Source organism: Mycobacteroides salmoniphilum (genome assembly GCF_004924335.1).
GTDB lineage: Bacteria > Actinomycetota > Actinomycetes > Mycobacteriales > Mycobacteriaceae > Mycobacterium > Mycobacterium salmoniphilum.
In genome coordinates this window covers 4,089,340-4,107,953 of record NZ_CP024633.1, presented here as the reverse complement: position 1 = coordinate 4,107,953, position 18,614 = coordinate 4,089,340, and the positions used below count along the sequence as shown (strand labels likewise).

13 protein-coding genes and 1 pseudogene are annotated in these 18,614 nt (G+C 63.4%); 5 read left to right on the top strand and 9 right to left on the bottom strand.

What is annotated here, in order from left to right; all coding sequences use genetic code 11:
* Positions 1–14: 14 nt before the first annotated feature.
* On the bottom strand, positions 15–1,247 hold the full coding sequence (locus DSM43276_RS20395; protein ID WP_078328156.1) for a DUF7373 family lipoprotein: 1,233 nt from the start codon (positions 1,245–1,247) through the stop codon (positions 15–17).
* Between the two features lie 232 nt (positions 1,248–1,479).
* Here DSM43276_RS20395 and DSM43276_RS20390 point away from each other — a divergent pair, with 232 nt between their 5' ends.
* Entirely contained in the window at positions 1,480–2,793 is a 1,314-nt protein-coding gene (locus DSM43276_RS20390) for a hypothetical protein (protein ID WP_078328155.1), read from the top strand.
* Here the strand turns inward: DSM43276_RS20390 and DSM43276_RS20385 are convergent.
* From DSM43276_RS20385 to DSM43276_RS20370, 4 genes and pseudogenes are all read right to left on the bottom strand, one after another.
* Positions 2,763–3,320 carry a hypothetical protein gene (locus DSM43276_RS20385; protein WP_078328154.1) on the bottom strand — a complete coding sequence of 186 codons (558 nt, stop codon included), beginning with the start codon at positions 3,318–3,320 and terminating at the stop codon, positions 2,763–2,765. The two genes, DSM43276_RS20390 and DSM43276_RS20385, sit on opposite strands and share 31 nt — an antisense overlap.
* Complete coding sequence (locus DSM43276_RS20380; protein WP_136629136.1) at positions 3,320–3,928, bottom strand: hypothetical protein; 609 nt, start codon at positions 3,926–3,928, stop codon at positions 3,320–3,322. The genes DSM43276_RS20385 and DSM43276_RS20380 overlap by 1 nt, the downstream gene beginning before the upstream one ends.
* The gene (locus tag DSM43276_RS20375; protein ID WP_078328152.1) at positions 3,925–4,623 is read right to left on the bottom strand and encodes a hypothetical protein; all 699 of its coding nucleotides are present in this window, start codon (positions 4,621–4,623) and stop codon (positions 3,925–3,927) included. The genes DSM43276_RS20380 and DSM43276_RS20375 overlap by 4 nt, the downstream gene beginning before the upstream one ends.
* Positions 4,624–4,705: 82 nt before the next feature.
* Positions 4,706–4,894, bottom strand: a pseudogene (locus DSM43276_RS20370) (exodeoxyribonuclease III); the annotation flags it as partial.
* Positions 4,895–4,940: 46 nt separating this feature from the next.
* Between DSM43276_RS20370 and DSM43276_RS20365 the strand changes: the two are divergent.
* Both DSM43276_RS20365 and DSM43276_RS20360 read left to right on the top strand, forming a co-directional pair.
* Positions 4,941–5,744 (top strand): 2OG-Fe(II) oxygenase, encoded by an 804-nt coding sequence (locus DSM43276_RS20365; RefSeq protein WP_234802941.1) that lies wholly within the window; start codon positions 4,941–4,943, stop codon positions 5,742–5,744.
* On the top strand, positions 5,638–6,450 hold the full coding sequence (locus tag DSM43276_RS20360) for an SDR family NAD(P)-dependent oxidoreductase (RefSeq protein ID WP_078328150.1): 813 nt from the start codon (positions 5,638–5,640) through the stop codon (positions 6,448–6,450). The genes DSM43276_RS20365 and DSM43276_RS20360 overlap by 107 nt, the downstream gene beginning before the upstream one ends.
* 165 nt (positions 6,451–6,615) lie before the next feature.
* Here DSM43276_RS20360 and mycP read toward each other — a convergent pair whose 3' ends face one another.
* The 3 genes from mycP to eccCa are packed head-to-tail and all read right to left on the bottom strand — an operon-like array spanning position 6,616 to position 13,588.
* The gene (mycP, locus tag DSM43276_RS20355; protein WP_078328246.1) at positions 6,616–8,061 is read right to left on the bottom strand and encodes a type VII secretion-associated serine protease mycosin; all 1,446 of its coding nucleotides are present in this window, start codon (positions 8,059–8,061) and stop codon (positions 6,616–6,618) included.
* Positions 8,058–9,557, bottom strand: coding sequence for a type VII secretion integral membrane protein EccD (gene eccD, locus DSM43276_RS20350; protein WP_078328149.1), 1,500 nt, complete (start codon positions 9,555–9,557; stop codon positions 8,058–8,060). Before eccD (DSM43276_RS20350) ends, mycP begins: the two co-directional genes overlap by 4 nt.
* Complete coding sequence (eccCa, locus tag DSM43276_RS20345) at positions 9,554–13,588, bottom strand: type VII secretion protein EccCa (protein WP_169053074.1); 4,035 nt, start codon at positions 13,586–13,588, stop codon at positions 9,554–9,556. The genes eccD (DSM43276_RS20350) and eccCa overlap by 4 nt, the downstream gene beginning before the upstream one ends.
* 116 nt (positions 13,589–13,704) lie before the next feature.
* On the opposite strand from eccCa, the gene eccD (DSM43276_RS20340) reads away from it, so the two are divergent.
* The gene (gene eccD, locus DSM43276_RS20340) at positions 13,705–15,198 is read left to right on the top strand and encodes a type VII secretion integral membrane protein EccD (protein ID WP_078328147.1); all 1,494 of its coding nucleotides are present in this window, start codon (positions 13,705–13,707) and stop codon (positions 15,196–15,198) included.
* A gap of 3 nt (positions 15,199–15,201) precedes the next feature.
* Here eccD (DSM43276_RS20340) and eccB read toward each other — a convergent pair whose 3' ends face one another.
* Positions 15,202–16,707 carry a type VII secretion protein EccB gene (eccB, locus tag DSM43276_RS20335; protein ID WP_078328146.1) on the bottom strand — a complete coding sequence of 502 codons (1,506 nt, stop codon included), beginning with the start codon at positions 16,705–16,707 and terminating at the stop codon, positions 15,202–15,204.
* A gap of 189 nt (positions 16,708–16,896) precedes the next feature.
* On the opposite strand from eccB, the gene eccE reads away from it, so the two are divergent.
* Positions 16,897–18,546 carry a type VII secretion protein EccE gene (gene eccE, locus DSM43276_RS20330; RefSeq protein ID WP_078328145.1) on the top strand — a complete coding sequence of 550 codons (1,650 nt, stop codon included), beginning with the start codon at positions 16,897–16,899 and terminating at the stop codon, positions 18,544–18,546.
* The last annotated feature ends 68 nt before the right edge of the window (positions 18,547–18,614 follow it).

The following is an 18,614-nucleotide window of genomic DNA, read 5'->3' as shown; positions in this document are numbered from 1 at the left end:
CGAGGTATTACCTTTCAGCCCAGCCTATTCCACTGGTCTTGGACTCGCTGGCCGAGGACGGACTGCTTGCCTTCAACCCATGTCACGTAACGGCCGCGTGTGAAAAGGCATCGCCGGAGTGGGTCATCATCGGGTGCGGAGGACACGTACTGAATGCAGTCCGCGCTCGGCAACGTAGGCGGTGGGCCCGTTGGTTTGTAGCCTTTCCTTGCCACGAACTCGGGGCGGGCCTTTGCGAGTACACGCGTGGCACCACTTTCGTCGGCGGCTCGGATAACTTCCCCGGTGTCACTGACCATGAGCCTGTCAACTCCGCTTGCCTCGTAGACCTCAGACCACCCCTGAAAGTCGTCCTGGCGCAACAGAGCGCCGTTGGTATCGAAGACGCCGCCGATTCCGAGCGGATTGACTGTGGTCGAATCGGACGCGAGCTTGAGGAGGGAACCATCGGGGTCGAACGGTGGAGTGAGTGAACTCAGCTTGTCCACGGGCGTCGGCGCGAAACGCTCCAGTGTGGAAAGTTGACTGGCGAGGTAGCGCGAGATGGTTTTAGCTGCCTCGTCATCTGGGATCGAGTGCGTCGCGATCCGCACCACGACGGGTCCGCGTTGGACGTATGCAATCGTGGCCCCCGCGTCGGTTCCGTTCGTACGCTCCGCATACGCCTTGGCTTGGGGGAAGTCAGGGATCTCTATAGGGCGTACGCGTTTGTTGGTTCCGGAACTCTGCTCATCGCGAAGACGGAACCCGACTTCGGTGGCTGCGGCGGCCGAAGCGTCGTCTTTGAAGATGAGAACCATGTCCTGCAGTAGGACACTGATGGTGCTGTCGCCAGAGGGCTCTCGTTCGATTCGAGCACCCGTGACATACCCGTAGTCGCGTAGCACCGCGTCGAGCATGCCATCGGTTGGGCTGATGCTGTCGCCGATTGTGTCTGGCCTGTACATCAGAACCGCGCCCCACGCACCGCTGTTGAATCGAGAGTCGATGAGCGTAGGTGACACGATCACGCTGCTGAGCCGCACGGCCTCATGGAACAGCTTGCCGCGCTTAATATCTCCGATTGATCCTGTGGCAGTTGGTAGCTCGACGGTAGCTTTAGGTTTCGAGGTTGTGGTGGTGGTCGAGGGTGGTGGGAACGCAAACGGGGTCTCCCCGCTGGGGAGGAGCTCGATGTCGTCGGGGGTGGATACGCATGCGCTGAGGATGGTGATGAGAACTATCGCCAGCAAGCAAATCCGACGCATTATGAGCCCCCTCGGTCAGTGGTCACCCGAGGGTAGCGCGAGTGCTTGGCGTGGGAGCTCCGTGTTGCTGAATCGGCGGATGACGGCGTGCGGGTGTTCTAGCTTCTGTCCGACGTTCACCGCTTCGCCGTGCGCACCTTTGGGATAGCGCCCCCCCGTTCGTTGACCTGTATTGATGACTGTGCACGCGGACGGCGTTGGGTAGTTACCATTTGCCCATGGTGGTCAGGGGGTGAGCGGCGTGCTGGCGGTACTGAGACGAACGGGTGTGCTGTGGTGGCGATGCTGGCCGATGCTGATCGGAATCTACCTGCTCGGCTGGCTGGCCAGGCACTGGCTGATCGAGCTTGCGGTCGTCGTGACGGTTCACTTCGGAGGCTTCTGGGGCATGCTGATCATGCCTTTGGCGGTCTTGGCGCGACTGGTCACCTATATCTCGATGTTTTGGGTACTCGCGGCCGGAACGGGACCGTCAGAGGACGGCGGTCTGGGTACTGTCAGGCAGCCATTCGTTAATGTGGTGCTTAGATCGACGTTGCCAGTGTTCACGCTGTTTGCCGCTTGGCGTCTGATCCTGGAGGACTATCGCTCCTATGTGTCACAGTCCTCGTTCGAGTACCTGGTGTCTGACGAGTCGACGGGGCTGTCCGCGGATCAGCTGATGGCCTACCTGGAGCCGGGGGATTGGCGCCTGTACGCCATCATCGTGGTTGCATTTCTTGCACGCGCCACCTTGACCAAGTTCAAGGACAGGATCCCTTCGTGGACAAGGTTTCTCACCGTCTACTTTGAAGCGCTTTGGGTGTGGCTGGTGGTGCAAGCAGCGTCTAAACGTTTGATCGGTAGCCCGGTATGGTTCGGCCAGCGCCGAGTAGTGCACTGGTACAACACTCAGAAGGACGAGCTCCTCGCACGATTCGGGGTGTTGGCAGATGGGTGGGAACTGCTTACCAAGACAGTGGGTTTGCTTGTACCCGCAGTTCTGCTGGCGATGACCTGGATCGCGATCGCCGGCGCGATCTATGCGGTGCGCTCATCGGCGACGTGGGTTGAGGCCGGTCATGGAATGTTTGGTGAGCGCCACGGAGAACGGTTGGCGCGTGGCGCAGGGCAGGCCGGCGACAAGTTGACGGCTCGATGGCGGAGGTTTCCTGTGCTCGTGCAGAGTAAGGGGGCGGAGCTTTTCCGCAGTCTTCTGGGGATACTGGAGACATTGGCCGGGACCATTCGTTTGGTGCTGCACTCCGGGCCGTTGGTGGGCAGCTTCTTTGTCTGCGTGTTCACGTTACTCGTGCTTCTTGACCCTACCGGGGCATATTTCAATGGCCGTGTCAGTGACGGGTACCTATGGCGCCTTGTTGTCGAGGTAATTGGGCCGCACGATTGGGAGTGGTGGCAGGCCTATCGGGACACGATTCGAGCCGGGATCAACGCATGTGTTGAGCCTGTACGCATTACGTTCGTCGCGGCGATGTACGGGCACTGCGTCCATGCCCTACAAGGGAAGAAAGAAAATCAGGACATAGTGCTGAATCGCACGATCTGATGTTGATTCCACGCCAGCCCCTTTGATCCTTGGAAGTCGATGTCGACACCGATGATCTCCGCGTCACGGGCGACAAAGACAAGCACGCCGAGTGCGCCCTTCTCGTTGCACGCATCGACGTACTTTTGCGAAGACAGCCAGCCTTGCGATGAGTACGGCCCCTCGTTCGCTTGGTGTCCCCAACGTCGTCCGATCTTGTCGACAACCGAGTAGTCGCATGACTTTCCGATGTCAGTCGGCGGGAAGTGCGCGCCATCGCGACTACGGTCGATGGCATACGCCACTACCCGAGAGTTGGGGGGTGGCGGTGGGGCGTCTGACTGTGTCCGTTGTGGCGGTATGTCCAGGGGGCGAAGTCGCCACAGTGTGCCGGCGATCTTCACTACGTTGCCCAGCGGGACTGTGACCACGGGCATCGTCGATCCCACGGAATGTCGCCAGGCCGGGTACGTCACGGTGAATCCGAAAAGTAGGACGGACACCACCCAAAGCGTCAATCCAACAGCCTTGGCGCGAACCCATGTCATCACTGAGCCCCCTTGCCGCCCCTGAAGAACAAGACTGACTTGCGATGCTCAATGGCATCCACATTGATATGGAAGGCGAGTTGCGAGTCGATCGACGGATTGACCAGCTTGAATTGGTCGTCGATGGCGTTACCTGAACTGTCATGCGAGAACTCCGGGGTGTTACTCACCAAGAACGTCAGGCGATTTGGTGCTTCCTGCAGGTTGAACACCATGGAAAACCTACGCGCGAGTCCAGGATTGCCGAATGGTCGTCCGGTGACGTCCGGCTCAATATCTACCGTTCGCGAGTCGGCTTGCAGCGTCGCCTTGATCCGATCAGGGCTCGTGGTGGTTTCGTAGGTTCCATCGAGAACGATGAAGACCGCAGCGGGGAGCTTCACCACGGATTTTTCGACCGTACTACCTACCAGCAGCTTGGGGGTCGAGTAGACATGGTTGATCGTTACGGCGATGTTTCTGCCCTGGGCAGTTCCAGGGGCTCTCGTGTCAATCACTATGGGCGCGTAGGAATCAACCCGTTCAGGGATTGCGCCGTATGCGATGGCGGTGATCGCCAGGAGCGCAACCGGAGTAAGGATGCCGAGTATCAGCTTCAGTCGCGTCACGACAGGCATCCGGACACGTGTGCATGTAGCTCTCCGTAGCTCGGGTTCGCAACGTCCAGATACCATTCTTTGACCGGGGCGCTCAATCGCTGTTGATAGCGGAAGTCGTTGATGCGTATGACCACATCCTGTTGTGGCTTGAGTTGCCCCTTTGGAACGCCCCATATTGTGACAACATCCACCGTTGCCCCGGCTGGAATGGTCTCCTCCAGGCTATCTCGATCCACCGTGCCTTGGCTGAAATGCTCGGTGGGTATGTCCAGTTCGAACAGTTCACGCCCCGTCGGTGATGCAGTGCTCCAATCGATTTCCCCGTCGGAGTTGTTCCTGTTCGCGGGAACGCTTGTGTCTTCAGTGTTTTTGACGGTAGCGGTCATGACGAAGAGGTCAGCCTGCTGTAGACGCGTCCGAAACGTGGCGTTAGTCGATACGCCAACCTCGGGGTTCCTGATACCGCAAACTTTCGTGACGCGATGCGGGGTGATCTCAAGGGGACCGTTGGAATAGGTCTCGCCCAACGACACGGGTGTCATCGGCTCCACGGTGTCGAGACCACCGAAGCCCGCGGTGACGCCCAGCAGGGCGACGATCCCGGCTCGCCGTAGGTTCTTGAGCGACAAGCGGTCGAGGAACCCCTGATCTTTCGGGTTGGACATTCCCGGTTCACTCGGGTTGTCCGCGACTGCCCCCTCCATGGGCAAATCATAAACCGAGGCTGCGGAAATCAGTCCAGTTCGACGACGACGGGTGCGTGGTCGCTCGCGCCTTTGCCTTTGCGTTCCTCGCGGTGAACGCGGTGCGTTCGGGTTCGGAGACGTGGGTGCTGCCCTGGTAGGCCTCGATGCTCCAGATGTCGTCGTCGGTGGGCGCGATGTTCCAGTCGCCGACCAGCGCGACCTGCGCCGCGGGATCGGCCGCGAGCCAGCCTGCGGCCTCGTCACGCAAAGCCGAGAGCCACCGCAGCTCGACAGCAGTAGGTCAGGCCGACTGCGCTTGGGTAGCGTGTTGCGATGTGACCGCTGAGGGGGGATCCGCGCCGACACGGCGTTGGCCGATGGATGAATTGATCGCGCACCGGTACTGGGTGCGACGCCTCAAACCCTTCCCGTATGTGACCGTTCAGAACGTTTTCAACCAAGCGTTCTACGACACTCTCGAAGACCATTATCGGCGTATCGCGGCCGACGGGACCAAGTTCAACACCAGCACACCTGGGTACGACGCGTCGATGGCGCTCATCCGTGACAATCTCGATGGCCCACTCGCGGTGTTCACTTCCCGCGAGTGGCACGACATGATCGCTGGTATCGCTGGTATCGCTGGTATCGCTGGTGTCGTATGCACCGGCGACGTCTCGGCGAGCCTGCACCAGCACCAACCCGGCGGTAACGCTGGTTGGCCACACAACGACCTAAACCCCGGTTGGTTCGCTGGGCCCACTCCGAATGACACCGAGACCCGGTACGAAGGTACCGACGGCGTCGATTACCGCACCGGCAAGCGACCCGATGGCGTCGAGGCGCGCGAAACTGTTCGCGCGGTAGCGGTGCTGTTCTACCTGGCAAACCCACCCTGGGAGCCCGAGGACGGCGGTGAGACTGGACTTTTCGCTAGCCTCGCCGCTGGCCAACGTGGTGACGGTGCACTGATTCCACCGCTCAACAACTCGATGGTGATGTTTGAATGCACGCCATTTTCGTGGCACGGCTATGCGGGAGCATCGCGCAACGAGCGCAACTGTGTGGCGATGTGGCTACATCGACCGAAACAAGACATCATCGAGACGTTCGGAGAGGCAAGCATTGTCTACTGGTGATCGCCGAGTCTGCCTGCTCACCGGAGCCGGTGGGCTGCTGGGCAACGAGTTCTGCAGTGCGTATGCCGGCGAGTACGACATTCTCGCGGTGTGCAGGACGCGCGTGCCCGGAGTTCCGTCTCAGTACGAGTCTTACGTCGACCCGCTCCAACCAGATGTACCGTACGCCGCCGCATCCGTGTATATCGTCTACGCAGACCTCTGCGACGTCCACGACGTCGAGCGGGTGGTTGATGTCGCACTGGCCCGTTATGGACGGGTCGACCTCTTGGTGAACAACGCGGCATACATGGGCAGATACACAAACACGATGATCGATGGCGATACGGCCCTGATCGATCTGGTGCAGCACATGCAAACCAATGTCATTGCGCCACTGCGGTTGTCGGTCCGGCTGGCGCAACAGTTCTGGACCAGTCGAGCGTCGGAGAACCGCGCAGCTAACCGCAACATCGTTAACATCTCAAGCACTTCGGCATCTACCGTATACCCCTTTCAAGGACAGGCCGGTTACGCCGCGTCGAAGGCGGCGCTCGACGCATTGACCGGACATATGGCCGCCGAATTCGACTCGTTCGGGGTGCGTGTGAATGTTGTTGCGCCAAACTCTTTTCCTTCCCTCGTGAGCACCGAGAGTGTGGCGGAGGCCGTTATCAAACTTGATCGCGGCACCGCGACCGGGTCCACCGTGAAGGTCGATATATAGACCTCCACGCTGTGGAGATCGACCGGTCAGTGGTCCGCGACGGCGTCATCCGCGTCGGATCCCACCACCGGCCGCCGCCAACACAATTCGAGCCTGCGACGCCAACATCGCAGCACTCGCACTCTCGCGAACCCACCCACGTAGCTCGGCGCGTCACTTACAGCACTAGCCGTCCATCTCCGGATTGTTCGTCTGCTTCCGACCCCCACCTTCCGCCGCCGGCCGGCGGCGCCGAGCACTTCCGAGTGCCCACGCGATTGCCATCAGCACGATGCTGCCTGTCGTCACCGAGTAGACGATCATCCGGGCGGTCCGCCCTCTATCCACATGGGCGGCGCGGCCGGGAATCTGGATACCGGCCTCGACGTTGGGGAGCTGGTCTGACGGCGGCAGCTCGTAGGTAAGCGCCGCGACTGGATCGATCACGCCCCAACCCGTGGCCAGGTTAGGGCCCGAATCGGGGGTCCGGGCGGTCCGCTTGATCACGTCCATCACCTGGCTGGCGTTCAGATCGGGTCGATACGCGCGGATCAAGGCGGCCAGCCCGGATACAAACGGTGCGGCGAAACTCGTGCCGTTGATGGGGGACAGGGCCCCCTGTTGGTCCGGCTCGGCGTTGATCAGTCCCGGACCGTTGGCATCGAGTGAAGTAATTCGCTCACCCGGCGCGGCGACGGCAACCCATGGGCCGCGCAGGCTGAAATCTGCAGGCAGTGCCTCTGGCGTGACTGCGGCGACAGTGAGAACGTAATTGTCGAACCAGGCTGGGCTAGCGACGGTGTGCACCGTCTCCCATGCATTTTCCAATGGCCGGTTCGGATCAGTCATGCCGTTCTGAACCGAACAGAGTCCACCCTGTCCGCCTTGTTTGCTGAGATTGCCGGCGGCAGCGACCACGACCACATTTCTTTCGAACGCGTAGCGCACCGCCCGACCCAGCGCTGCGTCGTCGGGTTTTGCGCTCGCGGGGGTGCACGCCGCCATGGATAGGTTGATGACCGTTGCGCCCAGATCGACGGCCCGGGTGATCGCATACGCCAGCGTCAGTGTGTTGCCGTATCCGGTCGACACCGCGTTCACATCGTTGCGTTGACCGCCGCCAGAACCGGTGACCCCGAAAACGGCACTGTTTTGTCGAATTGACAGGATGGTCGCCTCGGGGGCCACACCGGCAAACAAGTCATAGGGGCTGGGTGATCCCGCGATGATCCCGGCCACCAGTGTGCCGTGGGCGTCGCAGTCCTGAAGTCCGTCGGTGTGGGAGACATAGTCCCCACCGCCCTCCAGTAACGGCAGGCGCGGATGCCGGTTTATCCCGGTATCGATGACGGCCACCTTCTGACCTGCGCCCCGCGTGTACTGCCAGGCTCGGCTGTAGTCGAGCATGGCCTCAGCGGTGGTTTGCACGGAGAAATCGGTGTGCGGAAGCACCCCGGTCGGAATCCCGCAGATGGCTTTCTGCTCGGTCGGCTCTGATGGCCCCACCGGCCCGCTCGGGGGTGGCCCCGGCTCGACTACTGGTGGCGGAATGGCCCCGGCCACAGGGCTCGTATGACCAGCGAGGATCGCGAGCACGGACACTAAGGCACCCAGCTGCCGCAGCGTCTTCACCACCAGGGGCCCAGATGTTCGTAGACGCCGAGCACCCACAGTCCCAATGGGATCAGCGCCCCCACGGCCAGGTAATCCAAATATTCCAGCATTGTCGTACGCCAAGAGGTCGGCGTCGGTGTCTGCCGGGCAGTGAGACCAAGTACGACGGCGCCGACGGCCACTGTCAGTAACACCCCCATGGAGCCCAGCGGCATCGGGAGGATGCCATGTTGCGAAATCACGCACGTGAGGACCGCAAGGGAGGTGGCAGGCAAGGCTAGAGCGATCCGCTCGGCCCAGGTGCGCGGATGGCGGCTGCGCAGACCCAGCGCTACGGCGCACGTCAGCGCAAATGCGAAGACCTGCCACGCTACGACGCCGCCGTTGAGCAGCAGCACCGCGCCCGCCGCAACCGCGGTACCGGCAAAACCCATCAGCAGCGCGGACCGGGTCAGCGCCGCCTGGTGGACCCGGGCCCAAACCTGTTCCGCGGTCGGCATATTTGTTCCGGAGTTGGTGGTATTGGCGACCTGGGGCGTCTCTGTGGGGAACGGATTCTCCAGGGCCCATTCGTCGTCGGAACGCTCCGGGTCGACTGCGGCGGTCGGTGCTTCAAAGTGATCGATACCCGCAGTCAATCGGGGCACTGCCGCGCACATCAGGATGGTGACGATTGCCGACGCTACGCACACTATGTCGGTGCGTACACCGATCGAATGAATCAGCACCGCGACCCCGCACAGGCCTGCGGCCAATGAACTGGCCAGGAATACCCAATGGCCGGTGCCGATCACGCGGTAACACACGTAATTGGTCAGCAATAGCGCCGCGCACGCGCCCACGAACCCGTAACCCCCAAAAGCGATGAGCGGCACTCCCAGGAGGGTTGCGCTGATGGGGATAGTGGCCGCACCGAGCGCTACGGCGACATCGTCGAGGGCGAAACTACGGCGCGCCACCGCGGCGAAGGTCGTCAAACCCACCACTGCGATCACACCCAGCCCGGTCGTAGTCACGCGCTGCACCTGCGATAGTGGCTGAATCATCAATAGTGCCAGTGCAATTGCGCTGAGGTTTGCGCCCGCCAGGCCCATCCATCGGGCTGAACGCGAATCCCATTCGGCGTAGGCGGCCTTGTTCAACTGGGCGGCAGCATCGACGACGTCGTCATAGAGCGTCGGCGGGGACAGCGCCCGCTGCGATGACAGTCGGAGCAATTCGCCGTTGACAACCCCGGCCTCGCGCAGCGTCTTATCGGGGCTGATCTCGACGCCGGTGTCGAATCGGCTCAGCACTCCGAATGTTCGGCGTTCTTCTTTGCCCCGCGAATCGTCGCTGGGCGTTGCGTCGCGGGAACGGACCAACTTGGTCAGGTCCGGAATGAAGCTGGACACCGGGAGGTCCAGCGGTAGGCCAATGTCGAGCTGCGTGTTGCCGCCGAAGACCGACACCCTGATCTGCTCGGGTTCGGCCGAGATCACCTGGAGGCTGTTCGATTCATCGAGGTCGTTCATAGGTCCTGCATCGTCGATAGTTGGATCACGCCGCTCTTCATGCTGCGAGAGACCAGCATTCCTCGGCCGGGAGGCATTTGAGACGGCTTGTGCCCGAACAGGGCGCCCTCCTCTCGAGAACCGCTCATCACCAGAGCGTTACAGGACAGGTCGCGCAGCCGCCCGATGAATGCGTCCATCATGGCGCGTCCGGCACCACCACTGCGTCGGGTGACGATGACTCGCAGCCCGATGTCCCGTGCTTGTGGTAGATATTCGATCAGCGGGCCCAGTGGATGGTTGAGGCCGCCACCTCCGATGAGGTCGTAGTCGTCGATCATCACGAAGAGGTCCGGCCCCGACCACCAGGATCGGTCCTTCAACTGCTGCTGGGTTATGTCACTGGGTGGCAGCCGGTCCTTGAGCGAGGCGGCCAATCCTGTCAGCAGCTCCGAACAGGACTGCGACGCCGTCGCATAGCCACCCAAGTAGTCGTTGTCGACCACTCCAAGCAGCGAGCGCCGATAGTCGATGAGGATGATCTTGGCCTCCTCAGGCGTGGCGTTCTCCATCACCCCTGCCGCGATGTTCCGCAGCAGGCCCGACTTGCCGCACTCGATGTCGGCGAAGGCCACCAGGTGCGGTTGCGTATCGAAGTCGATAACGACGGGCTGCAGCTCTTCCTCGTTGATGCCGATCGCGATGCGAGACTTGCTCAGCATCCCTGCCGACCGCGCGGCCTGGACAACCATGTTGCGGTCCACCCGGTGCGGCAGCATGCGCACCCTGGGCGCCTGACGGTTGCCGTAATGGGCGCGTACCGCCTCTACTGACGCCGACACCCCGGCGGGAAGGCTCTCCACATCGGAGTCCGAATCCAGTCGCGGCAGCGCGACTAGCAGGTGCAGCCGCTCGGGTGTCATACCGCGGCCGGGCCGGCCCACCGGAACCAGCTCGGCGAACTTGCGGCCCACGTCACTGTCGAGCGGATCACCGAGCCGCAACTCGATGCGGGTACCGAGCATGTCCTTGACCGCCGCACGGATCTCGAACCAGCGGGTTGCCGAGATCACCAGGTGCACACCGTAGGACAGACCCTGGATGGCCAGCGCCTGCAACGTCGGCTCCAGCAATTCGAAGTCGCTGCGGATCGATGCCCAGCCGTCAACGACCAGGAACAGGTCGCCGAACTTATCCTGGCTGAGCGGATCCTGCGCGGCGACCTCCGGGGGCAGCGTGGCCAGGTGGGCCTTGCGCTGACGGAAGTCACGCATCGACTCGATGCCGAGATCGCGGAACAGCAATTCCCGGGAGCGCAGTACCCCGGAAACCTCGGCGACGGTACGCCGGATTCCGTCGGCATCCATGCGACCCGCCACGCCGCCCACATGCGGCAGGTTGGCCAGGCTGATCAGGGTGCCGCCACCGAAGTCCAGGCAGAAGAACTGGATCTGCTCGGGGGTGTGGGTAGCGGCGGCCGACATGATCAGCGTCCGCAATGCCGTCGACTTTCCAGACTGGGGGCCGCCGACGATCGCCATGTTGCCCTGGGCGCCGGCGAGATCTACCGCCAGCACATCGCGCCGCTGGTCGTAGGGGCGATCGACCAGGCCCATCGGCATCCACAGCCGCCCGTTCAGGTTCTCCGGGGCATCCCAGTTGGGCACGGGGAGCAGCTCGTTGACCGCCGGGCTTTCGTCCAGTGGCGGCAACCAGACCTCATGGGCGGGTCGGCCGTGTCCGCGTAATCGCGACACGACCATGTCCAGCAGGGTGACCTTGGTGGGCGACGAGGCCAGCGAGGGGCTCTCCGGGGCGTCAGTATCCGCGGGCGCCAATGGGGCTGGGGCCTCGTCTTTTTTCACCGGGCTGGCGGTGAAAAGTTTCGGCGCCAGCACGCCGAGCTTTGCCGCGCGCCCAGTCTGGGCCAACCGCCGCGGCCGTACGTATTCCCCGGATACGTAGCTGGCGTTGAACCGGAGCGGTTCGGAGGCATCGCATTTGAGGAACGCGGAGCCAGGGACGCTGGGCAGGTGGTACGCGTCGGGCACGCCCAGTACGCTGCGCGACTCGCTGGCAGAGAACGTCTTGAGACCGATGCGGTACGACAGGTGGGAGTCGAGCCCGCGGAGCTTACCTTCCTCCAGACGCTGCGAAGCCAGTAGCAGATGGACGTGCAGGGACCGGCCGAGGCGGCCAATCATCACGAAAAGCTCGGCGAAGTCCGGCTTCTGGGAAAGCAACTCAGAGAACTCGTCGACGATGACGAATAGCGCCGGCAGCGGCTCAAGCTCGGCACCGTTGGTGCGAGCGCGCTCGTATTCGGTGACATTCGGGAAGTTGCCGCTCTTGCGAAGCAGCTCCTGGCGGCGGTTGAGCTCGCCGGCCAGGGCGTCGCGCATGCGGTCGACGAGGATCAGTTCGTCTTCGAGGTTGGTGATGATCGCGGCGATGTGCGGAACACCCTCAAGCCCCAGAAATGTGGCACCGCCTTTGAAGTCGACCAGCACAAGATTGAGTGCATCGGGGGAGTGGGAGGCGATCATCGACAGAACCAGCGTTCGCAAGAACTCAGATTTGCCCGAACCCGTAGCGCCGATGCACAGGCCGTGTGGCCCCATGCCAGCCTCGGCAGACTCCTTGATGTCGATCTCCAGCGCCAAGCCGTTGGGTGTGTAGCCGATCGGTACCCGCAGTCGTTCGCGCGGTGTGCGCCGACGCCAAACCTGCTCGGGCACAATCTCGGCGGCATCGGGAATCTTCAGCAGACTCATCAGACCGGGGTCCTCGGCGTTGCGGCTGTCGGACTCCAGGTTGACGATGTGCGCTGCGCTGGCCAGCCGGTAGCGGCCGATGCGTCGGGCGGTGGCCTCAGCTTCGGCGACGGTGATGGTGTCCGGGGTGGCGAACCGCTCGACCCCGACGGCGGTCCGGGCGCCGACGTCGTCGCCCTCCAGCACCAGTTGCAGAGCTCGTCGGGCCGCCGCCCCCTCCGCGGGGCCGTTGAGCTGCAGCACGGTGACGCCGTCGAGGCCGGCATCAGCAGACAACCGATCGTTGCCGGTGATGTAGCCGTCGTCGAGCACGACGATCAAGCGTTTGAGCCCCTGAGGCAGCTCGGAATTGCGGGAGAACCGTCCACGCTGGGCGAGGTCGTCGGCTAGCGAGCGTTCCAGCAACTCCAGCGTGGGGTACAGCATCCGCATCGGCCCCAAACCGTCACGAGTAGTCGGGTGCTGTGCGTGTGGCAACCACTTGACCCAACTCCAGTTGTCCCCATCCGGGTTGGCTGTCACCACCGCTACCTGGACGTGGTCGGGCCCATGGAAACTACACAGCTCCAGCAACATCGAACGCACCAGTTGCTGGGCGAGCTTGCGGTCGCCTTCGAACGAAATGACCGGAAACGACCGCAGGGACACCGCGGTCGGTAGTGCGTGCACCACCGAATGGGTCTTGACATAGCGGCGCAGCGCCACCGTGGACACCGGCTCGAGGTCCTCGGGGGGGCCGGTCTCGGGCGCCAGCAAACGAGTGGCAAGTCGATGCGTGCCGATCCCGACACGGACGTGGCAGAAATCGGTATCTCCCGGGCGGCGTTCCCACATCCGGATGGTCCCGACGACGTCGGCGAGGGCCCGCGGGTCCGGGTGGCTCCATTCCAGGGCCGTGCGCTGTTCGTCGCCGGTGGAGTCCGCGTCGTCGCGCAGGTTCGCGAGGTAGCTGAAGTAGTCCTTGCGCTCCTCGTTGAGTTCTGCCGCGGCCTTGCCCTGTCGCTGGCCACCACCCATGAACATGCCGGCCATCGACATGATCATCATCATCGGAAATATCATGAACATCGGGTTCTTGGTCATATCGCGGCCACCGACGGTCACCATTAGCGCGATCATCCCCACCACGGCAACGATCATCACGAACGGCATCAGCTTCATCAGCAGGTTGCCGGGAATCACCCGTGGCACTTCAGGGGGAGGCTGGAGGTTCACCTCGCCCCCGGGCATTCGGGGCGGCTGCATCCGTGTGCGACGCACGAAACCCTGGGTGCTCACCTCTTACTAACTCCTCCCCCCCGGCAGGTCCGCGACGGTCGTCTACGGCGCCCTTCGGTATTGTCAGCAGCTTAAGTGTCGCAGGCGCGACAATATAGCCAGAGGGGGCCACCGCGTTGACTCTACCGCCTTCGCTGTCGGAGCTTGATGCGGAATCTGAACCCGAACTCGAGCTGAGCCGGATCACTCTGGTGGTTGGTGGCCTGCGCATCGACGTGGGCTTGCCGCCGAACGTCAGCATCGCCAATTTTATCGACGACGTCATCGACATCGCCAATGACCAGATAGCCACGCGGCCCGAGTTGGCGGGAACCCAGTTCGACGCCTCCGAGGACAAGTGGACGCTGGCGCGCCTGGGTTCCGATCCGATTGATCCGAGCCGGTCGTTGTCGGAGGCAAACATCTACGCCGGGGAGCTGATGGCGATCCGGGAGATCGGTCAGCCTGCGAGCCCGCTTCTCTTCGATGACGTCGAAGAACTCGGGGAAGCTGGGGCGTGGACCGACCTGCCCTGGACCAGGTGGTTCGTCGACAACCGGCAGATGCTCGGCTACTTGGCGGTCGGATTGGCCACCAGTACCACCGTCGCGCTGCTCTTGCCAAGGCACGCGGGCGACCGGTACCTCGCCGGGACTGTGCTCGGCCTGGGCGTGCTGGGTGTGGTTATCGCGTGCGTGCTCGCCCACCGATCTGGCGGGGCAGTGCGTTCGCAGTGGGCGGCGGTCGTTGCGACACCGCTGCTTTTCGCGGGTTCCCTGTACATGGTGCCGGAGGCATTCGGGGTGAAGGCCTTGCCGATGGCGTTCGGGCTGACGGCGCTGGCCTCGCTGGCGATGGTTCTGATCACCGGGAGCGGCCGCGCGCTGCACACAACCGTCATGACCCTATCCGCGCTGGGTGGGGCCAGCGCTACGGCCGCGCTGTTGTGGGACCCGCCGCAGCGTGCGGTCGGCGCCGCGGTCGCGACGTTGGCGGTTGTGGTGGTTTACATCTCGCCGCGGATCACCATCATGCTGTCGAAGCTGCCGATACCGCGGGTGCCAACCGCCGGTGAGCCGCTCGACGACATCGAAACCCAGGGTGGGACCACGGTCGAAGGCGTGAACGCCGTTGGCAAGCAGATCATCCCCACCGAGGAGGGTATGGTCGGGCAGCTGCGGCGCGCCAACGCGTACCTGACCGGCATGCTGGTGGCTGCCGCGATTGCGGCCGCCGCCGGCTGCTACCTGAGTGTCGATGTCAGCGACGGATTTTATTGGCAGGGTTCGGCGTTCTGCGCCGCGGTGGCAACCGTGCTTTGCCTTCGTGGGCGCAGTCATCACGATCTGATCCAGTCGGCGACGCTGGTTGGCGGTGGCCTGATGATCGCGGTCGTGGCGATCACCAAGAACGGCCTGTACGTGCGGGATGGCCAGGTGGCAGCGGCGGCGGCCATGATTGGTTTCATCGCGCTGATCGTGCTGTGCGGAATCGTCGCACCCCGGCTGGTGTTCTCGCCCGTGATGCGCCGTCAGGTCGAGATTCTCGAGTACGTCGCCATCGCGATGGTGTTCCCGCTGTGTTTCTGGATCATGCGTGTCTACGAGTTCTTTCGCGAACTGCGAATCTGATCGTCACTGCTTGGGCGGGTTAACCTTCGTCCCGGCCGGGTCGGCTGCGAGCGAGTCGTGGGCCACCAGCGCCGCCTCCTGAGATAACTCCGGGCCAGCGGGCAGTAGGGAGAGCACTGACCACGGGGCCAGCTGCGGGTACATGGCATCGCTGTTGGGCTCGGTCACCCCGCTTACCCCGAGCGCGGCAGCTGTGGGCAAGTCCTTGATGTGGTAGCGCAGACCGGTGTCGGCGACGTAGAACAGTGCGCCGGCGGCCTTGCTTTCCGGTGCGTTGCCGGTCGCCTCGACGAACTCGCCGGTGCCGGGCTTCAGATACACCCAGTCGACGCCCGGACCCGTTCCGTCGGCGCTGGCCAGCGGGACGGGTTTCGCACCGGACGGCAACGGCAGCCGATGCCCGACTAATAGTCGTATCGTGGCTTGGGCGGCGTTCTTGGGCCGCTGCCAGGACATGCAGGCGACCCGGTCCGGCTCTAGGTCGACGATCCGAGGTGACACTGTTGGATAGTGATCCACCGGCAGTGTGTGCACGATGGGTGCGTTGCTGACCAGCGAGGGTGAGACCTCGTGGGTGCCCTGCGGGTCGTTCGCGGGGCCGCCGTACCGGATGATGTCGGCGGTCGCGTCCGAGATCCTCTGTAGTCCGTCGCGCAGCACCACGTACAGCTGATTGCCGGTGGAGTCGGAAGCCTTGATCATCGACCCCACCGGATACTGAGCCGGCAGGTACGGTGTTGGCTCACCGATCCCCTCGATGATGACCGGGCGGATCGGTGGTGCCAGCGGGAACGAGTTGAGCAGCCCGGGCGAGACAGGCCGCGGATAGACATCCTGCAAGTGCAGAGCGTTGACGACGCCTTTGTCACGCGGGTCGACCATGGCGCGTACCCCGTCGTAGACGAGGTAGACGGTGTCCCCGGACATAACGAGCAGCATCTCGGCCGCTGAGGCGGCACGGACGCCGTCGCCCAGCGCCGGATCATTGGCCAGGACGGCTGTCTCCAGTCCGCCGGGACCCGGGCCCGAGCGGATATCCGGCGTCGTCACCGAGTCGCATACGGTCCAGGACGACATATCCAGGTTGTCGGCGCCGTGAATCGCTGCCGGCGCTCCGACTATGCCCACCATCGGGCCACGTGGTAGCTGGTTGAGGAAGCGGTCATCGACCTGCTTGGGCGCGTCGGCCGAACCGGTGATCATCCGGGCGGAACTGATGTTGAGCACGGGGTGTACTCGGTCGCCGATCTGCACGAACATCCCGCCGCTGGATTTACTGATCAGGATCTGCGCATTCCCGATATTCGGCGTCGGCTTGAAGAAGGCAAGGACGGCGGCAGCTCCCGTGATCAGGATGGCGATGACGAAGCCCACCATCAGTGATCGGATCTGGCCACGCATCGGGTCGTGGATCATTCGGGAATCGGCCCGAATCAGCGCATGCTCGAGGCGCCGCAGCAGGAAGCGATAGCCGTTGACTTGCGCGCGTGTGGTAATTTGCGCTGGCATTGCCGCTCCCCTCGGCATCGGTTCCGTATCGAAGCCGTCGGTAGCGTACAACATGGTCACGGGGGTTTACCGCACTCGCGAGGTGCCGCCCCATCAGCTGCTGAGGAAGCCGACTTGCCTGGTCGCGGTGCGGGTACTCCCCGTCGTCAACGACGGAGGCCGCCGGAGTCGAGCCGTTTGCGTTCAACGGTGGAGATTCGTGCGCAGCGCGTCCTGCCGCTGTGGGATTTGGTGTTGCTGCAGGTATTGATCGCGGCCGGGCTGACCATCGCGCTGCTGGCTGGGTTCCCCGGGTGGCAGGGTGCGGCGGTGGGTCTGGTCGTTGCGCTGGTACTGGTGGTGCGCGGACGTGGTACCACACTGCCGCGGCTGGTTGGCTTGCGGTTGAGGTACTTACTGGAACGCCGCAAACGTGTACGGAAGCACGCAGGTCCGGCAGAACCGTTCGACGTGCCCGCTTCGGATGGGACCCTGATCGGATTTCGCTGGGACGGGCGCACGCTGCTGTCGCTATTGAAAATTGACGAGAACCCGAAGGCGATGACGGTGATGGAGCCCGGTGTCACCGTTTCCGGCGATATCGTCCCGGTCGACGCGTTGGTCGAATGTTTGCGGCAATTCGACATCACCCTCGACTCCATCGACGTGCTGAGTCAGGGTGCTCGCTCGCACGGCCACACCGAGATGGCCGCCGTGTACGACGCGGTGCTGGGCCCACTGCCGGCCATCGCGCAGCGCACCGTGTGGGTCGCGATCCGCTTCGATCCGTCGCGATGTGCTGACGCGGTGCGCCGTCGTGGCGGCGGCCGCGAGGGCATCCTGCGCGCCGCCACGACGGCGACGCGGCGGGTGGCCAATCGGCTGACCGAGGCCGGGCTGGGTTCGCGAGTGCAGACCGCCAGCGAGATCGGACAGGCGGTCAACCAGCTGTCCGATGGTGTCAACTTGGCCAGTGTCGAGGAGACATGGCGGACCTGCCAGGAAGGCCGGTTCAAGCTTCGCAGCTTCGCGATCAAGCCTGCGATGCTGACGACCGCGGGATTGGGGCTGGTCTGGACTATTCCGAGCTACTCCACCACGGTCTGCCTGTCGCTGCGGCGAGACGCCGATGACGTCACCCAGGTGCGAGGGTTGGCCCGCTTCGACACTCACGACCGTGCCCGCATCCACCTGCGGGGTCTGAACCACTTGCGCGGCTTCCAGTACTCGGCGCTGGCTTCGAGCCTGCCTGTGCCCCAGCCGGGCCGCCAGATCAACGGCTGGGCGTATGCGGCCGCAGATGGCGCCGTGGACAACATCGCGGTTCCGGCTTCTGGTTGCGGGCAGGTGATCGGTGCCGACGAGCATGGCCGAGCGGTCGCGCTGCCTCTTTTCGGGTCACAGATCAATCGCGTGGAGATCGTCGGCACTTTGCACCTGGCGCAGCTGGCGGTACTGCGGTCGTTGGCGCTCGGTGCCCGGGTGCGCGTGCACAGCCATCGGCCGCGGTTGTGGCACGGCATGATCAAGGAAGTCGACGACCACGACCTGCTCTGGGTCGCCGACGCCAATCGTCGCACCATGCAGGCAGGTTCGGACCGCAATTACACGGTCGAGGTGTTCGACGGAGTGGTCGAGCAGTCGGTCCGAATCGGCGTCACCGCGATGGTCATCACGCCGCCGAACTCGGCCGTGAGTCCGAACGCGGACGTGGCACTGGAACTGCTCGATGCCGAGGCCGACGTCGTTAAGGTGTCCACTCGGGCCGGCTCATCGGTGGTTACGATGGTCGCCACCGACGAGGAAGTGCGCTATATCAGGGATTCATTTGCCGCCGAGCGGAGCGGCGCCAAGGCATGACAGGCTCACGGGCTTTGACAGCTCAGGTTAGACGTTGGGCTCGGCGTCAACGATCACCACATCCCCTT